This is a genomic window from Brevundimonas sp. R86498, assembly GCF_044598075.1.
Classification (GTDB): domain Bacteria; phylum Pseudomonadota; class Alphaproteobacteria; order Caulobacterales; family Caulobacteraceae; genus Brevundimonas.
The window spans coordinates 2,696,565-2,712,462 of the sequence record NZ_CP139004.1 but is presented as its reverse complement, the minus strand read 5'-3'; the positions used below and the strand labels follow the sequence as shown (position 1 = coordinate 2,712,462).

General features: G+C 68.6%; 12 protein-coding genes. 7 read left to right on the top strand and 5 right to left on the bottom strand.

Annotated features, from left to right (window positions below; all coding sequences use genetic code 11):
- Positions 1 to 104: 104 nt before the first annotated feature.
- The 5 genes from SJY26_RS13335 to SJY26_RS13315 are packed head-to-tail and all read left to right on the top strand — an operon-like array spanning position 105 to position 7,888.
- Entirely contained in the window at positions 105 to 1,148 is a 1,044-nt protein-coding gene (locus tag SJY26_RS13335) for a glutathione S-transferase N-terminal domain-containing protein (protein WP_396593495.1), read from the top strand.
- On the top strand, positions 1,145 to 3,544 hold the full coding sequence (locus SJY26_RS13330; RefSeq protein WP_396593494.1) for an arylsulfatase: 2,400 nt from the start codon (positions 1,145 to 1,147) through the stop codon (positions 3,542 to 3,544). The genes SJY26_RS13335 and SJY26_RS13330 overlap by 4 nt, the downstream gene beginning before the upstream one ends.
- The gene (locus SJY26_RS13325) at positions 3,541 to 4,395 is read left to right on the top strand and encodes a formylglycine-generating enzyme family protein (RefSeq protein WP_396593493.1); all 855 of its coding nucleotides are present in this window, start codon (positions 3,541 to 3,543) and stop codon (positions 4,393 to 4,395) included. Before SJY26_RS13330 ends, SJY26_RS13325 begins: the two co-directional genes overlap by 4 nt.
- Positions 4,392 to 6,896 (top strand): long-chain-acyl-CoA synthetase, encoded by a 2,505-nt coding sequence (locus SJY26_RS13320; RefSeq protein WP_396593492.1) that lies wholly within the window; start codon positions 4,392 to 4,394, stop codon positions 6,894 to 6,896. Before SJY26_RS13325 ends, SJY26_RS13320 begins: the two co-directional genes overlap by 4 nt.
- Positions 6,893 to 7,888: a formylglycine-generating enzyme family protein gene (locus SJY26_RS13315; RefSeq protein WP_396593491.1), complete on the top strand. Its 996-nt coding sequence runs from the start codon at positions 6,893 to 6,895 to the stop codon at positions 7,886 to 7,888. Before SJY26_RS13320 ends, SJY26_RS13315 begins: the two co-directional genes overlap by 4 nt.
- Before the next feature lie 4 nt (positions 7,889 to 7,892).
- On the opposite strand, the gene SJY26_RS13310 is transcribed toward SJY26_RS13315, so the two are convergent.
- The 5 genes from SJY26_RS13310 to cysG are packed head-to-tail and all read right to left on the bottom strand — an operon-like array spanning position 7,893 to position 13,287.
- A complete protein-coding gene (locus SJY26_RS13310; RefSeq protein WP_396593490.1) occupies positions 7,893 to 8,897 on the bottom strand; it encodes a cysteine synthase A in 1,005 nt (334 codons plus the stop codon).
- Between the two features lie 38 nt (positions 8,898 to 8,935).
- Positions 8,936 to 10,006, bottom strand: a complete 1,071-nt coding sequence (locus tag SJY26_RS13305; RefSeq protein WP_396593489.1) for a phosphoadenylyl-sulfate reductase — start codon at positions 10,004 to 10,006, stop codon at positions 8,936 to 8,938.
- A complete protein-coding gene (locus SJY26_RS13300; protein ID WP_396593488.1) occupies positions 9,993 to 11,660 on the bottom strand; it encodes a nitrite/sulfite reductase in 1,668 nt (555 codons plus the stop codon). The genes SJY26_RS13305 and SJY26_RS13300 overlap by 14 nt, the downstream gene beginning before the upstream one ends.
- Entirely contained in the window at positions 11,660 to 11,929 is a 270-nt protein-coding gene (locus tag SJY26_RS13295) for a DUF2849 domain-containing protein (protein ID WP_396593487.1), read from the bottom strand. The genes SJY26_RS13300 and SJY26_RS13295 overlap by 1 nt, the downstream gene beginning before the upstream one ends.
- Complete coding sequence (gene cysG, locus SJY26_RS13290) at positions 11,926 to 13,287, bottom strand: siroheme synthase CysG (protein ID WP_396593486.1); 1,362 nt, start codon at positions 13,285 to 13,287, stop codon at positions 11,926 to 11,928. Before cysG ends, SJY26_RS13295 begins: the two co-directional genes overlap by 4 nt.
- 113 nt (positions 13,288 to 13,400) lie before the next feature.
- Here cysG and gcvA point away from each other — a divergent pair, with 113 nt between their 5' ends.
- On the top strand, positions 13,401 to 14,330 hold the full coding sequence (gene gcvA / locus SJY26_RS13285) for a transcriptional regulator GcvA (RefSeq protein ID WP_396593485.1): 930 nt from the start codon (positions 13,401 to 13,403) through the stop codon (positions 14,328 to 14,330).
- Between the two features lie 219 nt (positions 14,331 to 14,549).
- Positions 14,550 to 15,827, top strand: a complete 1,278-nt coding sequence (locus tag SJY26_RS13280; protein ID WP_396593484.1) for an alpha/beta fold hydrolase — start codon at positions 14,550 to 14,552, stop codon at positions 15,825 to 15,827.
- Positions 15,828 to 15,898: the final 71 nt, after the last annotated feature.

Here is a 15,898-nt window from a genome sequence, read left to right as displayed (position 1 = left end):
GACGGCGTTCCCCACCAGATCGATTGACCGGCCCGCTTGCGGATACCATTATGGCATTGTGGATGCCAATAGTAACCGGACGGCACAGTTCGGCGGGGGAGCGTATGCAGAGCGATCAGGCCGGGTCCGGCCGCTACCAGCTGAAGGGGGCGATCGGCTCTCCCTATTCCATGAAGATGCGCGCCGCCCTGCGATACCGCCGGATCCCGTTCGACTGGGAAGGGGGCATGGCCGGGTTCGTCGCCGCCCAATCCATGAAGGCGAAGGTCATCCCGGTTCTCGTCACGCCGGAAGGGGACGCATTCAACGACTCCACGACGCTGATCGCCCTGCTGGAGGCCCGGCATCCCGGTGGACGCAGCCTGGTCCCGAACGATCCGGCGCTCGCCTTTCTGTCATTCCTGATCGAGGACTTCGCTGACGAATGGCTGGCCAAGGCCATGTACGCCTACCGCTGGGCGCGCCCGGTCGATCAGGACCAGATGAGCCGCTGGCTGGTCTTTGACGCCTTCCGTGGTCAGGGCGAGGCCGTGATCGAGGAGCAGGCCAGGGTGTGGCGGGACCGTCAGGTCGGTCGGCTGGCTCTGGTGGGCGCAGGGCCGGCGGCACAGCCGGTCATCGAGGCGTCCGCCGGGCGGGTCATGGTCGCGCTGGAGGGACAGGTGGTCGAGCGGGGCTGTCTGTTCGGCAGTCGTCCCTCGGCCGCTGACTTCGCCCTCTACGGACAACTGAGCCAGCTGGCGACTGATCCCACACCCCAGACGCTGATGCGGGCACATTATCCGTGGCTTTTCCGCTGGGTCCAGACGACCGAGGATCTGTCGGGTGAGCCCGAGGGGCAATGGGATCCGGGTCTGGACACACCCGTGCTGCGTGCCCTGCTCGTCGAATGTGCGACCCACTACTTTCCGATGCTTGTGGCCAACGCCGCCGCTGTCGAGGCCGGGCAGCCCATGTTCCGCTGGCATGTCGAAGGCGTCGATCTGGAGCAGGCCACAAACCGGTATCAGGCGCGCTGTCTGCGAGCACTCCGGAAGGCTCATGCGGACCTCAGCAGCGGCGATCAGGCGCGGCTTGGGCCCCTGCTGGCCGGCACCGGCTGCCTGGCGTTTCTCGTCGCAGGCGTTTCCAAAGGAGTGGCGGCATGAGCGAACAGACCCCCAAGCAGCCAACACGCCGCATCGATCGGCGTTCGCTCCTGATCGGTGCCGCAGGCGGCACGGTCGCTGCGACCGGAGCGGCCTTCACCGTCGGCGCGGTTCGCGCCGCCATGGCCCCCTATGTCACGCCGGCGGCCGTGCCCGAGGGACAAGCTGCCCGGGTTCGTGAATCCTTCCGGGACTCCAGACCCTCCTATGCGCGGCTGCCGACCGCGCCGGAGGGTGCGCCCAACATCGTCACCATCGTGCTGGACGACGTCGGCTTCGCCGACCTCGGCTGCTACGGCAGCGAGATCCGAACGCCGAACTTCGATGCCCTGGCCCAGGCGGGGGTCCGCTATTCCAACTTCCGCACCTGCGCCATGTGCTCGCCGACGAGGGCTGCCCTGCTGACCGGCCTCAACAGTCACTCGGCCGGCATGGGATGGCTGGCGGACATCGATAGCGGTTACCCCGGCTATCGCGGCGACCTGACGCGGGAGGCAGCCACCCTGCCGGAGATCCTGCGCGACGCCGGCTGGTCGACCTTCCTGTCGGGCAAATGGCATGTGAACAACTCGGCCAGCAACGGCCCGTCCGGCCCGTTCCACAACTGGCCGACCTCGCGCGGGTTCGAGGGGGCCTACTGGTTCCAGGGCCATTCCACCGACTATTTCAAACCCGCCGAGCTGTATGACGGGGTCGCGCCCATCGAGCCGCCCGAGGCCGAGGACTACTATATCTGCGACGACCTGACCGACCGGGCGATCCGCTATATCCGGACCCAGAAGGCCGTCTCGCCGGACAAGCCCTTCCACCTGCAATTGGCCTTCCCGGGTGCCCATTCTCCGCTGCAGGTCCGGGGCCGCGAGCGCGACGCCTACAAGGGCCGTTACGACATCGGCTGGGATGCCGTGCGGGCCTCGCGGCTGGAGCGGCAGAAGGCCCTGGGCCTGCTGCCGCCGACCACCAGCCTGCCGCCCCTGTCCTTCGGGACCCGGCCCTGGGCTGAACTCAGCGCCGTCGAGAAGCGGGTCTTCGCCCGCTACATGGAGGTCTATGCCGCCATGATCTCGAACATGGATGCTAATGTGGGGCGGCTGATGCAGACCCTGCGCGACCTGGGTCTGGAAGAGAACACGATCGTCCTCGTCATGTCCGACAATGGCGGTTCGGGCGAGGGGACTCCCGAAGGCTCCCCCAATGTCTTCGCCCCCGCCTTCGGACGGCCGGTGCCGATCGACAAGGCGGCCGAGCTGTATGACGTCATGGGCGAGGACGCGACCTTCCCCCATTACCCGATGGCCTGGGCCTGTGTGTCGAACACCCCGTTCCGGCTCTACAAGCAGTATGCCCATCTCGGCGGGGTGGCGGATCCCCTGATCGTGTCCTGGCCCCGGCGCATCCGCGAGGGCGGGCAGGTGAGGGACAAATTCGTTCACGTCGTGGACGTGATGCCGACCCTGCTGGAAGCCGCCGGGATCGCCCGGCCAGAGACCTATATGGGTCTGCCGCAGAAACCTCTCGAGGGGGCCAGCTTCCTCGCCAATATCCTTTCGGCCAGGGCGGCCACCCGGACCGGCCAGTACTACGAACTGGGTGGCAACCGCGCCTATGAGGACGGGCGCTGGCGGCTGGCCAGCCGGCACATCCGGGGCACCGATCAGGATGAGGACATCTGGGAACTGTATGACCTGAGCACCGACGTCAACGAGACCCGCGATGTCGCCGCTGCCCATCCGGAGATCGTGCAGCGGCTGAAGGCGGCCTGGCAGGCGGACGCCGAGAAGTACGGGGTCTTCCCGCTGGATGACCGCAACCTGATGCTGAAGCTGGTGCAGGATCGACAGCTGAAGGGCATCCGGCCCCGCTGGGAGTTCCACCCTCCGGTCGAGCGGATCGCCTATGACGTTGCGCCGCTGGTCTGCGGTCTGGATCACCAGATCACGGTCGACCTCACCTGGGCTCCCGGCCAGAACGGCGTGCTGGTCGCGTCGGGGTCGAAACACGCGGGCTATGTCCTGTATGTCGAGGATGGCCGGCTGGCCTATGAGTACAGCCTCGTCCCCTGGGGCGAGCGGATCTTGGCCAACGCGCCGCTGCGTCGTGGTGCCAACACCGTCCGTTTCGTGCAGACCATGACCGGCCGCCCGTTCGACGGTCGTGGGGCCCTGTTCGTCAATGGCCGCAAGGTTGGCGAGCGCACCTGGGAACAGGCCCTGTTCGCGACCGGCTATGACGGCTTCACGATCGGGGCCGACCTCGGCAACCAGGTCTCGGCCCGCTATTCCGGCCCAAATCCGTTCGGCGGCACGATCTCGCGGGTGCTGATCGAGGTCGATAACAAGCCGACGAACCCGGTCGAGACCAAACGCTTCCTCGATCGCATGGGGATGACGGTATGATCCGGGCGGCGGCCACCGCGGCCATGGCGATCATCCCCGGGGGCAGCTTCCGTCTCGGATCGAACGACCACTACCCCGAGGAGCGGCCGGCGTGCCGGGTCGAGGTGGCGAGCTTCGCTATCGACGTCGGCCCGGTCACCAATGCCGACTTCGCCGCCTTCGTCGCCGCGACGGGCTGGGTCACGACGGCCGAGCGTCTGCAGCCGGCGGGCTCGGCCGTGTTCGCCATGACGTCGGGACCGGTCGATCTGGCGCGCCCGGACCAGTGGTGGCGGTTCGTGGAGGGTGCCGCCTGGAATCATCCTGAGGGTCCCGTCTCGACCGTCGAGGACCGTGAGGATCATCCCGTGGTCCATGTCTCGCTTGAGGACGCGCAGGCCTATGCGGGCTGGGCGGGCAAGCGGCTGCCGACCGAGATCGAATGGGAGGTCGCGGCCCGCGGCGGGCTGGACGGGGCGACCTATGCCTGGGGCCATACCTTCGCGCCGGAAGGCGGGGTCATGGCCAATGTCTGGCGGGGAGCCTTCCCGTGGTGGTCCGAAGCTCCGGCCCCGGGGCCTTCGGCTGTCGGCACCTATCCGGCCAATGGCTATGGCCTGTTCGACATGATCGGCAATGTCTGGGAATGGACCGCGGACCGGTTCGACCAACAGGGCCGGTGCGGCTGCTCGGTCGCCGCCTCCGGCGAGACCCGCCAGACACTCAAGGGCGGATCCTGGCTCTGCGCCGGCGAGTACTGCGCCCGCTACCGCCCCGCCGCCCGGATCGGGCTGACGCCTGAATCCTCGACCGCCCACATCGGCTTTCGCTGTGCCCGCGACCTGCCTGCCGCACTGGATCCCTTGCCATGATTGATCTCTATACAGCCCCGACGCCCAATGGCTGGAAGGTGTCCGTTGCGCTGGAGGAACTGGGCCTGCCCTATGAGGTCCACGCCATCGACCTGCTGACCGGGGCCCAGCGCGCACCGAACTATCTGGCCATCAATCCGAACGGCCGGATCCCGGCCATTGTGGATCGTGAGGCCGGGGACTTCGCCGTCTTCGAGTCCGGGGCCATCCTGATGTACTTGGCCGAAAAGACCGGCCGGCTGATGCCGGCGGATGCGAAGGGTCGCAGCCTCGTCATCCAGTGGCTGATGTTCCAGATGGGCGGGATCGGCCCGATGATGGGCCAGGCCAATGTCTTCCACCGCTATTTCCCGGAGAAGATCCAGGTCGTCATCGACCGCTACCAGACCGAAGGTGGCCGGCTGTTCGGCGTGCTGGATCGCCGGCTTGCCGATCACGAATGGCTGGCCGGAGACTATTCCATCGCCGATATCGCCAACTGGTGCTGGGTCCGGACCCACAAATGGTCGGGTGTCGACATCACGTCCCACACCCATCTTCAGCGCTGGATGGCCGCTATCGCGGCCCGGCCGGCTGCTGACAAGGGCATCAAGGTCCCCTTTGACCTTGAGGCCGTCATGGCGGCGACCCGTAACGGGCGCGAGACCTTCGCCAAGGGCGGCCAGAACTCTCATCACCCCGGTCAAGCCCGAGGCGTGACAGGCATGCTGAAGGCCCTGGATCGTGAGATCCGATTTCTGACCGGCGGTCTGCGCACCCTGGCCCGGGTGTCCCGCCTCAAGCCAGGATCGAACGTCAACGTCGCCGATGATCTGGAAGCCTCCGTCGACCGGCACGGGGCCCGGACCGCGATCCTGTTCGAGGACGAGCGCTGGACCTATGCTGACCTTGAGGAGCGCGCCAATCGCTATGCGAGCTGGGCACTGTCGCAGGGGATCAAGCCCGGAGCGACGGTCGCCCTGTTCATGGAGAACCGCCCCGACTATCTGGCGGTCTGGTTCGGTCTGGCCAAGATCGGTGTGGCCACGGCCCTGATCAACAGCCAGCTGGTCGGCGCGGGTCTGGCCCATTGCGTCGACACGGCAGGGGCCGGCCACGTCATCGTGGATGCGCCGCTTGTGGAGGCGTGGTGCTCGGCGGGGCAATACCTGAATGCCCCGGTCGCGACCTGGGTCTCGGGCGGGGCAGGGCAGGGGCACCGATTTACCGCTCTGGACCCCATCGTCGCGCGCGCGTCATCCGTTCGACCAGACCGCGCGATCCGGTCCGGAACCCGGGCCGAGGACCTCGCCCTGCTGATCTTCACCAGCGGCACGACCGGCCTGCCCAAGGCCGCGCGGATCACCCATCTGCGGATGCTGCTGACCATGCATTCGTTTGCGGCGGCAACGGGGGCGACGGCCCGGGATGTGATCTATGCCCCCCTGCCGCTGTATCACACCGTCGGCGGCGTCTGTGCGCCCGGTATCGCCCTGACTGTGGGCGGGGCGATCGCCCTGCGCCGGCAGTTTTCGGTCACCGCCTTCTGGAGCGACTGCGTCCGCTTCGACGCCACCCTGTTCCAGTACATCGGCGAACTGTGCCGCTATCTGGTCAATGCCCCGGCGCACCCGGACGAGCGCCGCCACCGGCTGCGGCTGGCCGTTGGGAACGGCCTCCGGCCCGATGTCTGGGACCGGTTCCAGGCGCGCTTTGGCGTTCAGCGTATTCTGGAGTTCTACGGCGCGACCGAGAGCAATCTGACCCTGTTCAACTTTGACGGCGGACCCCACGCCATCGGCCGCGCGCCGCCGTATATGAAGGCATCGGTGAACGTGGAACTGATCCGGTTCGATCCGGTCGGGGAACGGCCGGTTCGGGATGCGGATGGGCGCTGTATCCCCTGCGCCGATGACGAGGTGGGCGAGGCCATCGCCCGGATCGATCCGGCAAAGGCCCAGATGCGGTTCGAGGGTTATTCCGATGCCGGGGCGACCGAGACCAAGGTCCTGCGCGACGTCTTCACCCCCGGTGACGCCTGGTTCCGCTCGGGCGATCTGATGCGCCGCGACCGACTGGGCTATTTCTACTTCGTCGACCGGATCGGCGATACCTTCCGCTGGAAGGGCGAGAATGTCTCGACCACCGAGGTCGCCGGCGTCCTCGCCTGTGCGCCCGGGGTTCTGGAGGCCAATGTCTATGGCGTGGAGATCCCGGGCTGCAACGGACGGGCCGGCATGGCCAGCCTCGTCGTCGATCCAGCCGGCTTCGATCCGGTGGCGGTGCGCCGCGAGGTGCATGACGCCCTGCCGGCCTATGCCCGTCCCCTGTTCCTGCGCCTGACGCCGGCCATGGACAGCACCGCCACCTTCAAGCAGAAAAAGGTCGACGCCATCCGTGAAGGCTTCGATCCCCGGACCGTGACGGATCCCCTGATGTTCGACGACCCCCGCGCCGGCGCCTATGTCCCGGTCTGCGAGGACCGGTACGCGGAGATCGTGTCCGGGGCGGTCCGCCTGTGATCCGTGCGGGTGTCCGGGGCTGCCTCGTCGGCATTGTGGCGATTGCGGTCCTCGCAGGCTGTTCGGCCTCACCCGCCGTCACGCCGGCGGTCTGTCCGGCCACGCCGACTGCAGATGGCCCCGGCACGCTGGTCGATGTCCCCGCCGGCCGGTTCCTGATGGGGGACGACGTCTATGCCGATGAGGGGCCGCCGCGATCGGAGACAGCCCAGGCCTTCCGGATCGATGCGACCGAGGTGACCAACGCCCAGTTCGCGCGCTTCGTGGCGGAGACCGGCTATGTCACCGTCGCCGAACGCCCGGTCGACCCGACCCTCTATCCCGGGCTGCCCGCCGGCGCGGTCCAGCCGGGCTCGGCCGTCTTCCGCTTCGATGACGCCCGGTTCGAACCCGGGAATGCCTCGACCTGGTGGGTCTTCGTACCGGGGGCGTCGTGGAGACACCCCGAGGGCCCGGGCAGCGATCTCAAGGGTCGGGACTTCCTGCCGGTGGTGCATATCGCGCTCGCCGATGCCGAGGCCTATGCGCGCTGGGCCGGACGACGCCTCCCGACCGAGATCGAATGGGAATGGGCGGCCCGGTCGGCGGACCCGGACGGGCGGAACCCGGATCGCCAGCCCGAAGACGCCAACACCTGGCAGGGCGTGTTTCCGGTTCTGGACGAGGGCCAGGACGGCTACCGGGGGGCGGCACCCGTCGGCTGTTTCGCGGCCAATGGCCTCGGTCTCCACGACATGATCGGGAATGTCTGGGAGTGGACCAGCGACCCCTACCGGGCCGAACGCCCGCGGGCGTTCACGCCCGGCGAGGCCGGGACCGACCCGCGTCAGCCGGGTGTTGCCGTTGGTGTGATCAAGGGCGGCAGCTATCTGTGCGCGCCCAACTACTGCATGCGCTACCGCCCGGGCGCGCGGCAGGCCCAGGACCTGACGCTGGGTACATCCCACGTCGGGTTCCGGACAGTCGCACTTGCCTCTGCGCCGGCCGTTTGAGGCGTCAGGCTGACAGCCAGTCCGGCGTCGGCAGGCCCCGGGCCTTGAGAAACTCCACATTGAACAGGCGCGAAGCATAGCGGACACCCGGGTCGCACAGCAGGGTCACGATGGTCTTGCCGGGACCCAGTTCGCGGGCCAGCCGGACCGCCCCCACGAGGTTCACTCCGGCCGATCCGCCCAGCGACAGACCTTCCTCGCGCACCAGATCGAACAGGATGGGCAGGAAGTCGGCGTCCTCCACCCGGAAGGCGTGGTCCGGGGTGAAGCCCTCGAGGTTCCCCGTGATCCGCGCCACCCCGATGCCCTCGGTGATGGAGGAGCCCTCGGACTTCATCTCGCCGGAGGTGAACCAGCTGTAGAGCGAGGCCCCGGCGGGGTCGGCCAGGGCGACCCGGATGTTGGGATTGCGCTCTTTCAGGAACGTCCCGACCCCGGTCAGGGTGCCGCCGGATCCCACCGCACTGACGAAGCCATCGATCCGGCCGCCGGTCTGCTCCCAGATCTCCGGTCCGGTGCCCTCATAGTGGGCCAGCCGGTTCGACAGATTGTCGAACTGGTTCGACCAGAAGGCCCCGTTCGGCAGTTCGGCATCGAGTGCGCGGGCCAGCCGGGCGGAATGATGCACGAAGTGTCCGGGGCTGGAGAAGGGGGCGGCGTCCACCTCGACCAGCCGGGCCCCAAGGGCGCGTACCGCCAGCTTCTTCTCTTCCGACTGGGTGCGGGGCATCACTATCACGGCCGGATGCCCCAGCGCCGCCCCGACGAGGCTGAGGCCGATCCCGGTGTTGCCGGCGGTGCCCTCCACGATGGTTCCACCAGGGCGAAGTTCGCCCGACGCCCGCGCCCTCTGGACGATGGACAGGGCGGCGCGGTCCTTGATCGACTGGCCGGGGTTGAGGAACTCGGCCTTGCCCAGGATCTCGCACCCCGTCGCGTCCGACAGGCAATTCAGCCGCAGCAGGGGGGTGTTACCGATCAGGTCGATAACGGAGCGTCGGATCGTCAAGGCGATGTCTCGGGAACTGGAGGAGGAAGACCGGGCGGTCAGCCGACAGCCTGGGCCCGGCGACCCAGATGTATACCGCATTCGGTCTTGGCGGCACCCGCCCAGCGGCCGCTGCGGGACTCCTCGTTCGCGGCGACGGCCCGGGTGCAGGGCCAGCACCCGATGGAGGGATAGCCCTCGGTGCTGAGGGGATGCCGGGGCAGGTCCCCCGCGTCCATGGCGGCCTGCAGCCGGCCCGGAGTCCAGTCGTGAAGCGGATTGACCCGGATGCGCCCCTCGAAGACCTCGAAAGGCTGCAAGCGCTCGCGCTCGGGCGTCTGGTACTGCTTCCGCCCGGTGATCAGCAGGTCGATGCCCGCCAAGGCCCGCTCCAGCGGTCGCACCTTGCGCAGCTCGCAGCAGGCGTCCGGATCGGCCTGCCACAGGTCATCGCGGGGATCGAGCAGTGAGCGGTCGGCCGCATCCGGGGTCACCAGCCGCACATCCGTCAGGCCCAGCCGGTCGGTGAGGGTCTTCCGATAGTCCAGGGTCTGGAGGAAATGCATGCCGGTTTCCAGAAAGATCACCGGCGTCGAGGGATCGATCCGCGCGACGGCGGCCAGCAGCACCGCCGCCTCGGCCCCGAATGACGACAGGACCGCCGGGCGGCGGCCCAGATCGGGGTTCAGGGCCGCGCGCAGGATGGTCTCGGCATCGCCATCCCGGAGTTGCCGGTTCAGCCGGTCGACCACGGTCTCGGGCGAGGCGGCAGCCGCGCGGCGACGCCAGATCGGCACCAGCGGATCCACCGCCGGCTGATAGGCCGCGCTGAAGGCCTGATCCATCCGCGTCCACGCCTCCCGGTCGGCTCCCTCGGCCAGAACGACCGCGTCGAACCCGGAGCGCCGCAGATGGCGGGCCTGGTCGGGAATGAGCCGTCCCGCGGCAATCAGCCGGCCCTGCCAGCCGCGCTCGCGCAGGACGGCGGCCAGCGAAAACCCGCGCCCGTCGCGGAAGGCATCGAACTCCAGAACTAGAACGGTGGCCTCCGCGACCGCCGCCTCGACCTCGGCCAGAGGCGTCGTGACCGGGAGGCGGATGCCCTCGGGGATGCGATCAAGCCACTGCATCCAGGCCTCCATACATGGCGTGACGGAAAGGATCGGCCCCCAGCCGGCGGACGGTCTGCAGGAAGGTTTCGCCGTCGCGCCGTACCTCGAGGTAGCGGTCCAGCGCCCGTCCGACCGCCGGCGCAACCTCGTCGGCCGCGAGGCTGCGCCCGACGATCTCGCCCAGCGCCGCCGTCTCATCGGGTGAGCCTCCGACCGTGATCTGGTAGTACTCCTCGCCCTTCCGGTCGACGCCCAGCACCCCGATGTGCCCGACATGATGGTGGCCGCAGGCGTTGATGCAGCCGCTCATATTGACCCGGATCGGGCCCAGCCGTTCCTGATAGTCCAGATCGGCCAGACGCTCGGAGAGCGCCTGGGCGACCGGAATCGACCGGGCGTTGGCCAGGCTGCAGTAGTCGAGGCCCGGGCAGGCGATGATGTCGGTGACCAGGTCCGCGTTGGGGGTCGCCAGCCCGGCCGCCACCAGCGTGCGCCAGAGGGTCGGCGTGTCGTCCAGCCGGACGTGGGGCAGGACCAGATTCTGCTCATAGGCGGCCCGGACCTCATCGAACGAGAAGCGCTCTGCGAGATCGGCGACCCGGTCCATCTGGTCGGCCGTGATGTCGCCCGGGACCCCGCCGACGGGCTTCAGCGACACCACCACGCTGGCATAGCCGTCCTGACGGTGCCTGCGGACATTGTTGCGGGCAAAGCGCGCGAAGTCGGGATCGGCCAGCACGGCGCGGTCAAAGGCCCCGCTGGTCCGCGGCAGGTCAGCGAAGGGCGGGGGCGCGAAATAGGCGCGGATGCGGGCGACCTCGGCCTCCGGCACCCGCAGCGCCTCGTGCCGCAGGGTGGCGAAATGGTGCTCGACCTCCTCCCGGAACGCCTCGATCCCCAGTGAGGCGACCAGAATCTTGATCCGCGCCTTGTGGATGTTGTCGCGCCGTCCCAGCAGGTTCCACGCCCGCAGGATGGCGGTCAGATAGGCCAGCAGCTCGCGGCCCTTGACCGCCGGGGCGATCTCGCTGGCGATGTGGGGCAGTCGCCCCTGTCCGCCGCCGACGAAGACACGGAAGGCGGTGTCGCCGTCCGCGTCCCGGATCAACTGCAGGCCGACGTCGTGGGTCCGAATCGCGGCCCGATCCTTGTTCGACGCGATCACTGCGATCTTGAACTTGCGCGGCAGGAAGGAGAATTCGGGGTGGATGGTCGACCACTGGCGCAGGATCTCGCACCAAGGGCGGGGATCCTCGATCTCGTCGTCGGCACAGCCGGCGAAGACGTCGGTCGTCACATTGCGGATGCAGTTTCCGGATGTCTGGATGGCGTGCATCTCGACCTCGGCCAGCTCGGTCAGGATTGCCGGGATATCGCTGAGCGCGGGCCAGTTGAACTGGATGTTGGTTCGTGTGGTGAAGTGGCCGTAGCCCCTGTCATAGACCCGCGCGATATGGGCCAGACGGCGCATCTGGCGGCTGTTCATCGTGCCGTAGGGGACCGCGACCCGCAGCATATAGGCATGCAGCTGCAGATAGACGCCGTTCATCAGCCGCAGGGGCTTGAACTCGTCCTCGGTCAGCGCCCCCGACACCCGGCGCTCCACCTGATCGCTGAACTCCTCGATGCGCTCGCGGACCAACGCCGTATCGAACTCGTCGTAGCGGTACATCAGGCGTAGTCCAGACTGTGGCCCACCGTGGGGCCCTGCGCGCGGATCTGCTCCTTGAAGCGGTCCCGGCCCGAGGGGCGTCCGGCTGTGACCTCGACGAGGTAGGGGTTGACGAAGGTGGCGGGGTCGCCGGCCGCGCGGGACAGGGCCAGGTGGGCGGCCTCGTCCTCGAACTGCCCGGCTTCAGCGAACGTCTCGACCGGATCGCCCGAGGCGGTGGCATAGATGACGCGGCCGTCCGACAGGCGGTTGGCGGTCACGATCTTCACGCCGCCACCTCCCGGCTGACGATGTGCGAGGTGGCCCGGGCCGCCACCTCGCCGATGATCAGCAGGGCCGGGCTGACGACCTGTTCGCGGGCGACCAGCCGGGCGAGACCATCCAGCCGTCCGGTCAGGACGCGTTGATCCGGCCGCGATCCGTTCTCGATGACGGCAACTGGCGTGTCGGGCGCGCGGCCGGCCTCGATCAGACCGGACTGGACGGAGGCGGCCCCTGCCACCCCCATATAGACCGCCAGCGTATGGTTGGGGGACGCCAGGGTGCTCCAGTCCGGGCCCGGCGCGCCGGGCCGGGTCTCGGCAGTCACAAGGGTCAGGGCGAGGGATTCGTCCCGGTGGGTCAGGGGGATGCCGGCGGTCGCGGCGCAGCCCAGGGCGGCCGTGATGCCCGGCACGACGATCACCGCGATGCCCGCGGCCCGGACCGCTTCCAGCTCCTCGCCGCCCCGGCCGAAGATGAAGGGATCGCCGCCCTTCAGCCGCACCACGCGATGGCCGGCCCTGGCCTCGGCGATCATCAGGGCGGCGATCTCCTCCTGCGGGACCGAATGCTCTCCGCGCCGCTTGCCGACATAGATCCGCCGGGCATCGCGCCGCGCCCGATCCAGCACGGCCGTGGGGGCGAGACGGTCGTGAATGATCACGTCGGCGTCCTGCAGCGCCCGCAGGGCTTTCAGCGTCAGAAGTTCGGGATCGCCCGGCCCCGCCCCCACCAGATGCACCGCCGCCTGCCCGGTCTCGGGCCGGTTCAGCAGACGCAGCATTTCCCGGCGGGCCTCGGCCGTCCGGCCCTCCACCGCCAGATCCGCGGCCGCGCCACGGAAGGCCGTCTCCCAGAACCGACGACGGGTCATGAAGTCGGGCAGGGTGGCGATCACCGTATCGCGGATCTCGGCAGCCAGCCGGGCCAGCCGGTCCAGACCCTGGGGCAGGGCGGCCTCGACCCGGGACCTGACCTCACGCGCCAGGACAGGGGCGACACCGCCGGTGGCGATGCCGATCACCACGCCGTCCCGGTCGATCAGGGCCGGGGTGTGGAAATTGCTCAACCCGGGTTGATCGACGACATTGACCTGGGCCCCGGCCGCCCGCCCCAGTCGGGCGAACTCGGCGGCCCGGTCCCGGTCGGCGAGACCGATGAAGACCAGCCGGGCTCCGGCCAGATCTTCTGCAGACGGCCAGCGGGCGATGCGGGGGTCACCGGCCGGGATGTCGGGGCCGGCAAACCATTTCAACGCCGCCCCGGACCCCTCGAACAGGCGCGCCTTGGCGCACGCGGCCTCGCCGTCGCCGATGATGATGACCGGGGTTCCCGGCAGGGGAATGGAGGCGAGAAAGACACGCATCGGACCAACTTCCGGCACTCTGACGGCCGGGCTTCCGCGTCCTGCCTACGGCCCGTAGCCCTTCACCAACAAACGAGATTGTCTTTGCTCGCGCTTTAGTTTTTCTATCCGCCATGGCCCGAACCCTCCTGCCCCTGAACGCCCTGCGGGTCTTTGAAAGCGCCGCGCGACATCTCAGCTTCTCGCGGGCGGCCGAGGAGCTGGCCGTCACGCCCGGGGCGGTCAGCCAGCAGATCCGTCAGCTGGAGGACATCGTGCGTGCGCCTTTGTTCCTGAGGGAGCCTCGCGGGCTGCAACTGACCGATCTCGGCCGGTCCGCCCTGCCGCTCGTGGCCGAGGGGCTGGATCGGCTCAGGGATGCCTCGACACTGCTGCGTGAACCCCCGCGGCGCCGGCAGGTCTCGATCAGCGTCGCACCCTCGTTTGCATCCAAATGGCTGATGCCCCGGCTCGACGATTTTCACAGCCTGCACCCCGACATCGAGGTCTGGGTCTCGGCCGACATGGCCCCCGCCTCCTTCGATCAGGGCCAGATCGACCTTGCGATCCGCTATGGCCCGGGCGAGTACCCCGGCCATGTGTCCCAGCGTCTGCTGATCGAGAGCGTGCTCCCGGTCTGCGCCCCCGCGCTGATGCAGGGACCCCATCCGATCCTGACCCCCGGCGATCTCGTGCATCACAACCTGCTGCACGACATGTCGGGCGATCAGGATCCCGGCCGTCCCGACTGGCCGATGTGGCTGATGGCCCGCGGGGTGCGCCATGCAGAGGCCCGGCGGGGCTCCCGCTTCAACCAGTCCTCCATGCTGGTCGAGGCGGCCGTGGCCGGTCGCGGCGTCGCCCTGGCGCTCCGGACCCTGGCCCAGGCGGACCTCGCCGCTGGACGGCTGGTCGCCCCGTTCCATGACGGCGGCGCGATCGTCGCCTTCGCCTACCATCTGGTCCACCCCAAGGACCGGTCGCTGTCGCCGAGCGCCAGAGCCTTTACCGACTGGCTGAAGCGTCAGGCCGCCTTTCACGAGACCGGAATGGATCAGCTCTGACGACACGCTCTTGCGCGAAGATGGCCGGAGGCTGGCCTGCGGTGGCGACCATGTAACCGGAACCCGTCTCTCCCGAATGCACTGGCTGAACCATCCGGTGTCGCACGGGATGTCTTCCATCCTCTGGCCCCGGGCCTGACGCGATGGCGGATCCCGGCTTCTTCCGTCGCATGCGCGCGCCGGCACGACCTCACATCCTTGATCAGGAGACGCGCTGAAATGGCCACCCGGAACTTCGATTTTCACAACGCGGCTGGCCGAACCCTGTCGGGAACGCTGGAGACAGGGCAGGGGACCCCGCAGGTCTGGGCTGTGTTCGCCCACTGTTTCACCTGCGACAAGACCTCACTGGCGGCCACCCGGATCAGCCGGGCCCTCACGGCGCTGGGGATCGGAGTCCTTCGCTTCGACTTTACCGGCCTGGGGGAAAGCGAGGGCGACTTCGGCTCAGGTCTGTCGGGCGATGTGGAGGACGTCGCGTGCGCTGTCCGGGCCATGGCGACCGCAGGGATGCCGCCGGGATTGCTCATCGGCCACAGTTTCGGCGGCGCGGCGGTTCTGGCAGCAGCCGGCATGCTCGAAACGGTTGTTGCCGTCGCCGTGATCGGCACGCCGTTTGATGCGGAACACGTACTCGCCCACGTCGGACCGGCGCTGGACGGCGCGGAACCGGGACGCCGGATCCCGGTCTTTATCGCCGGGCGGCAGTTCGAACTCGGCGCGGAGTTCGTCGACGATCTCCGCTCACACAATCAGGGGGACCGGATCGCCGGACTGGGTCGCGCCCTGCTGGTCCTGCATTCGCCGGTGGATGACATCGTCTCGATCGACAATGCGGCCGCGATCTTTCAGGCCGCCCGCCATCCGAAGAGTTTCGTGTCCCTCGATCATGCGAATCACCTGCTGACCGACAGGGCCGATTCGGACTATGCGGCCGCCGTAATCGCGGCCTGGGCCAGTCGCTATGTCGCCGTGATGCCGGTGGGGACGGGAGAAGCCCCGGCTCCCGCCGGGGGCCTTCGGGTCGAGGAAACGCGGGCCGGGGGGTTTCAGGTCCGCGTCACTACGGAGTCGGGCAGCTTCTTCGCCGACGAGCCGGTCAGTGTCGGCGGCCTGGGCTCCGGCCCGACGCCCTATGACCTGCTCAGCGCGGGCCTCGGGGCCTGCACCGCCATGACCTGTCGGCTGTATGCCGACCGCAAGGGCTGGCCCCTCGAGCAAATCGTCGTGGAGGTCGGCCATGTCGCAAAGACAGCGTCGGCCCCGGATCGTTTCACCCGCCGGATCGGCTTTGAGGGCGCGCTGGATGCGACGCAACAGGCCCGTATGCTGGAGATGGCCGACCGCTGCCCGGTCCATCGCACCCTGACCGAGAGCGCGACGGTGGAGACGCAGAGACTGGTGCCCGGGGTCCCGGAGGCCGCCATGCCGGATCGCCCGGAAGACCATGTGGACCGGATGGAGGATCAGTGCCGGGCGCAAGACGACGGGGCCTGATGGAACGCGGTAGAGGAGGGAAGCCAAAATGGCTCTCGCCCGGCGTGGCGACTGGTGTTGGTTAACGGCTC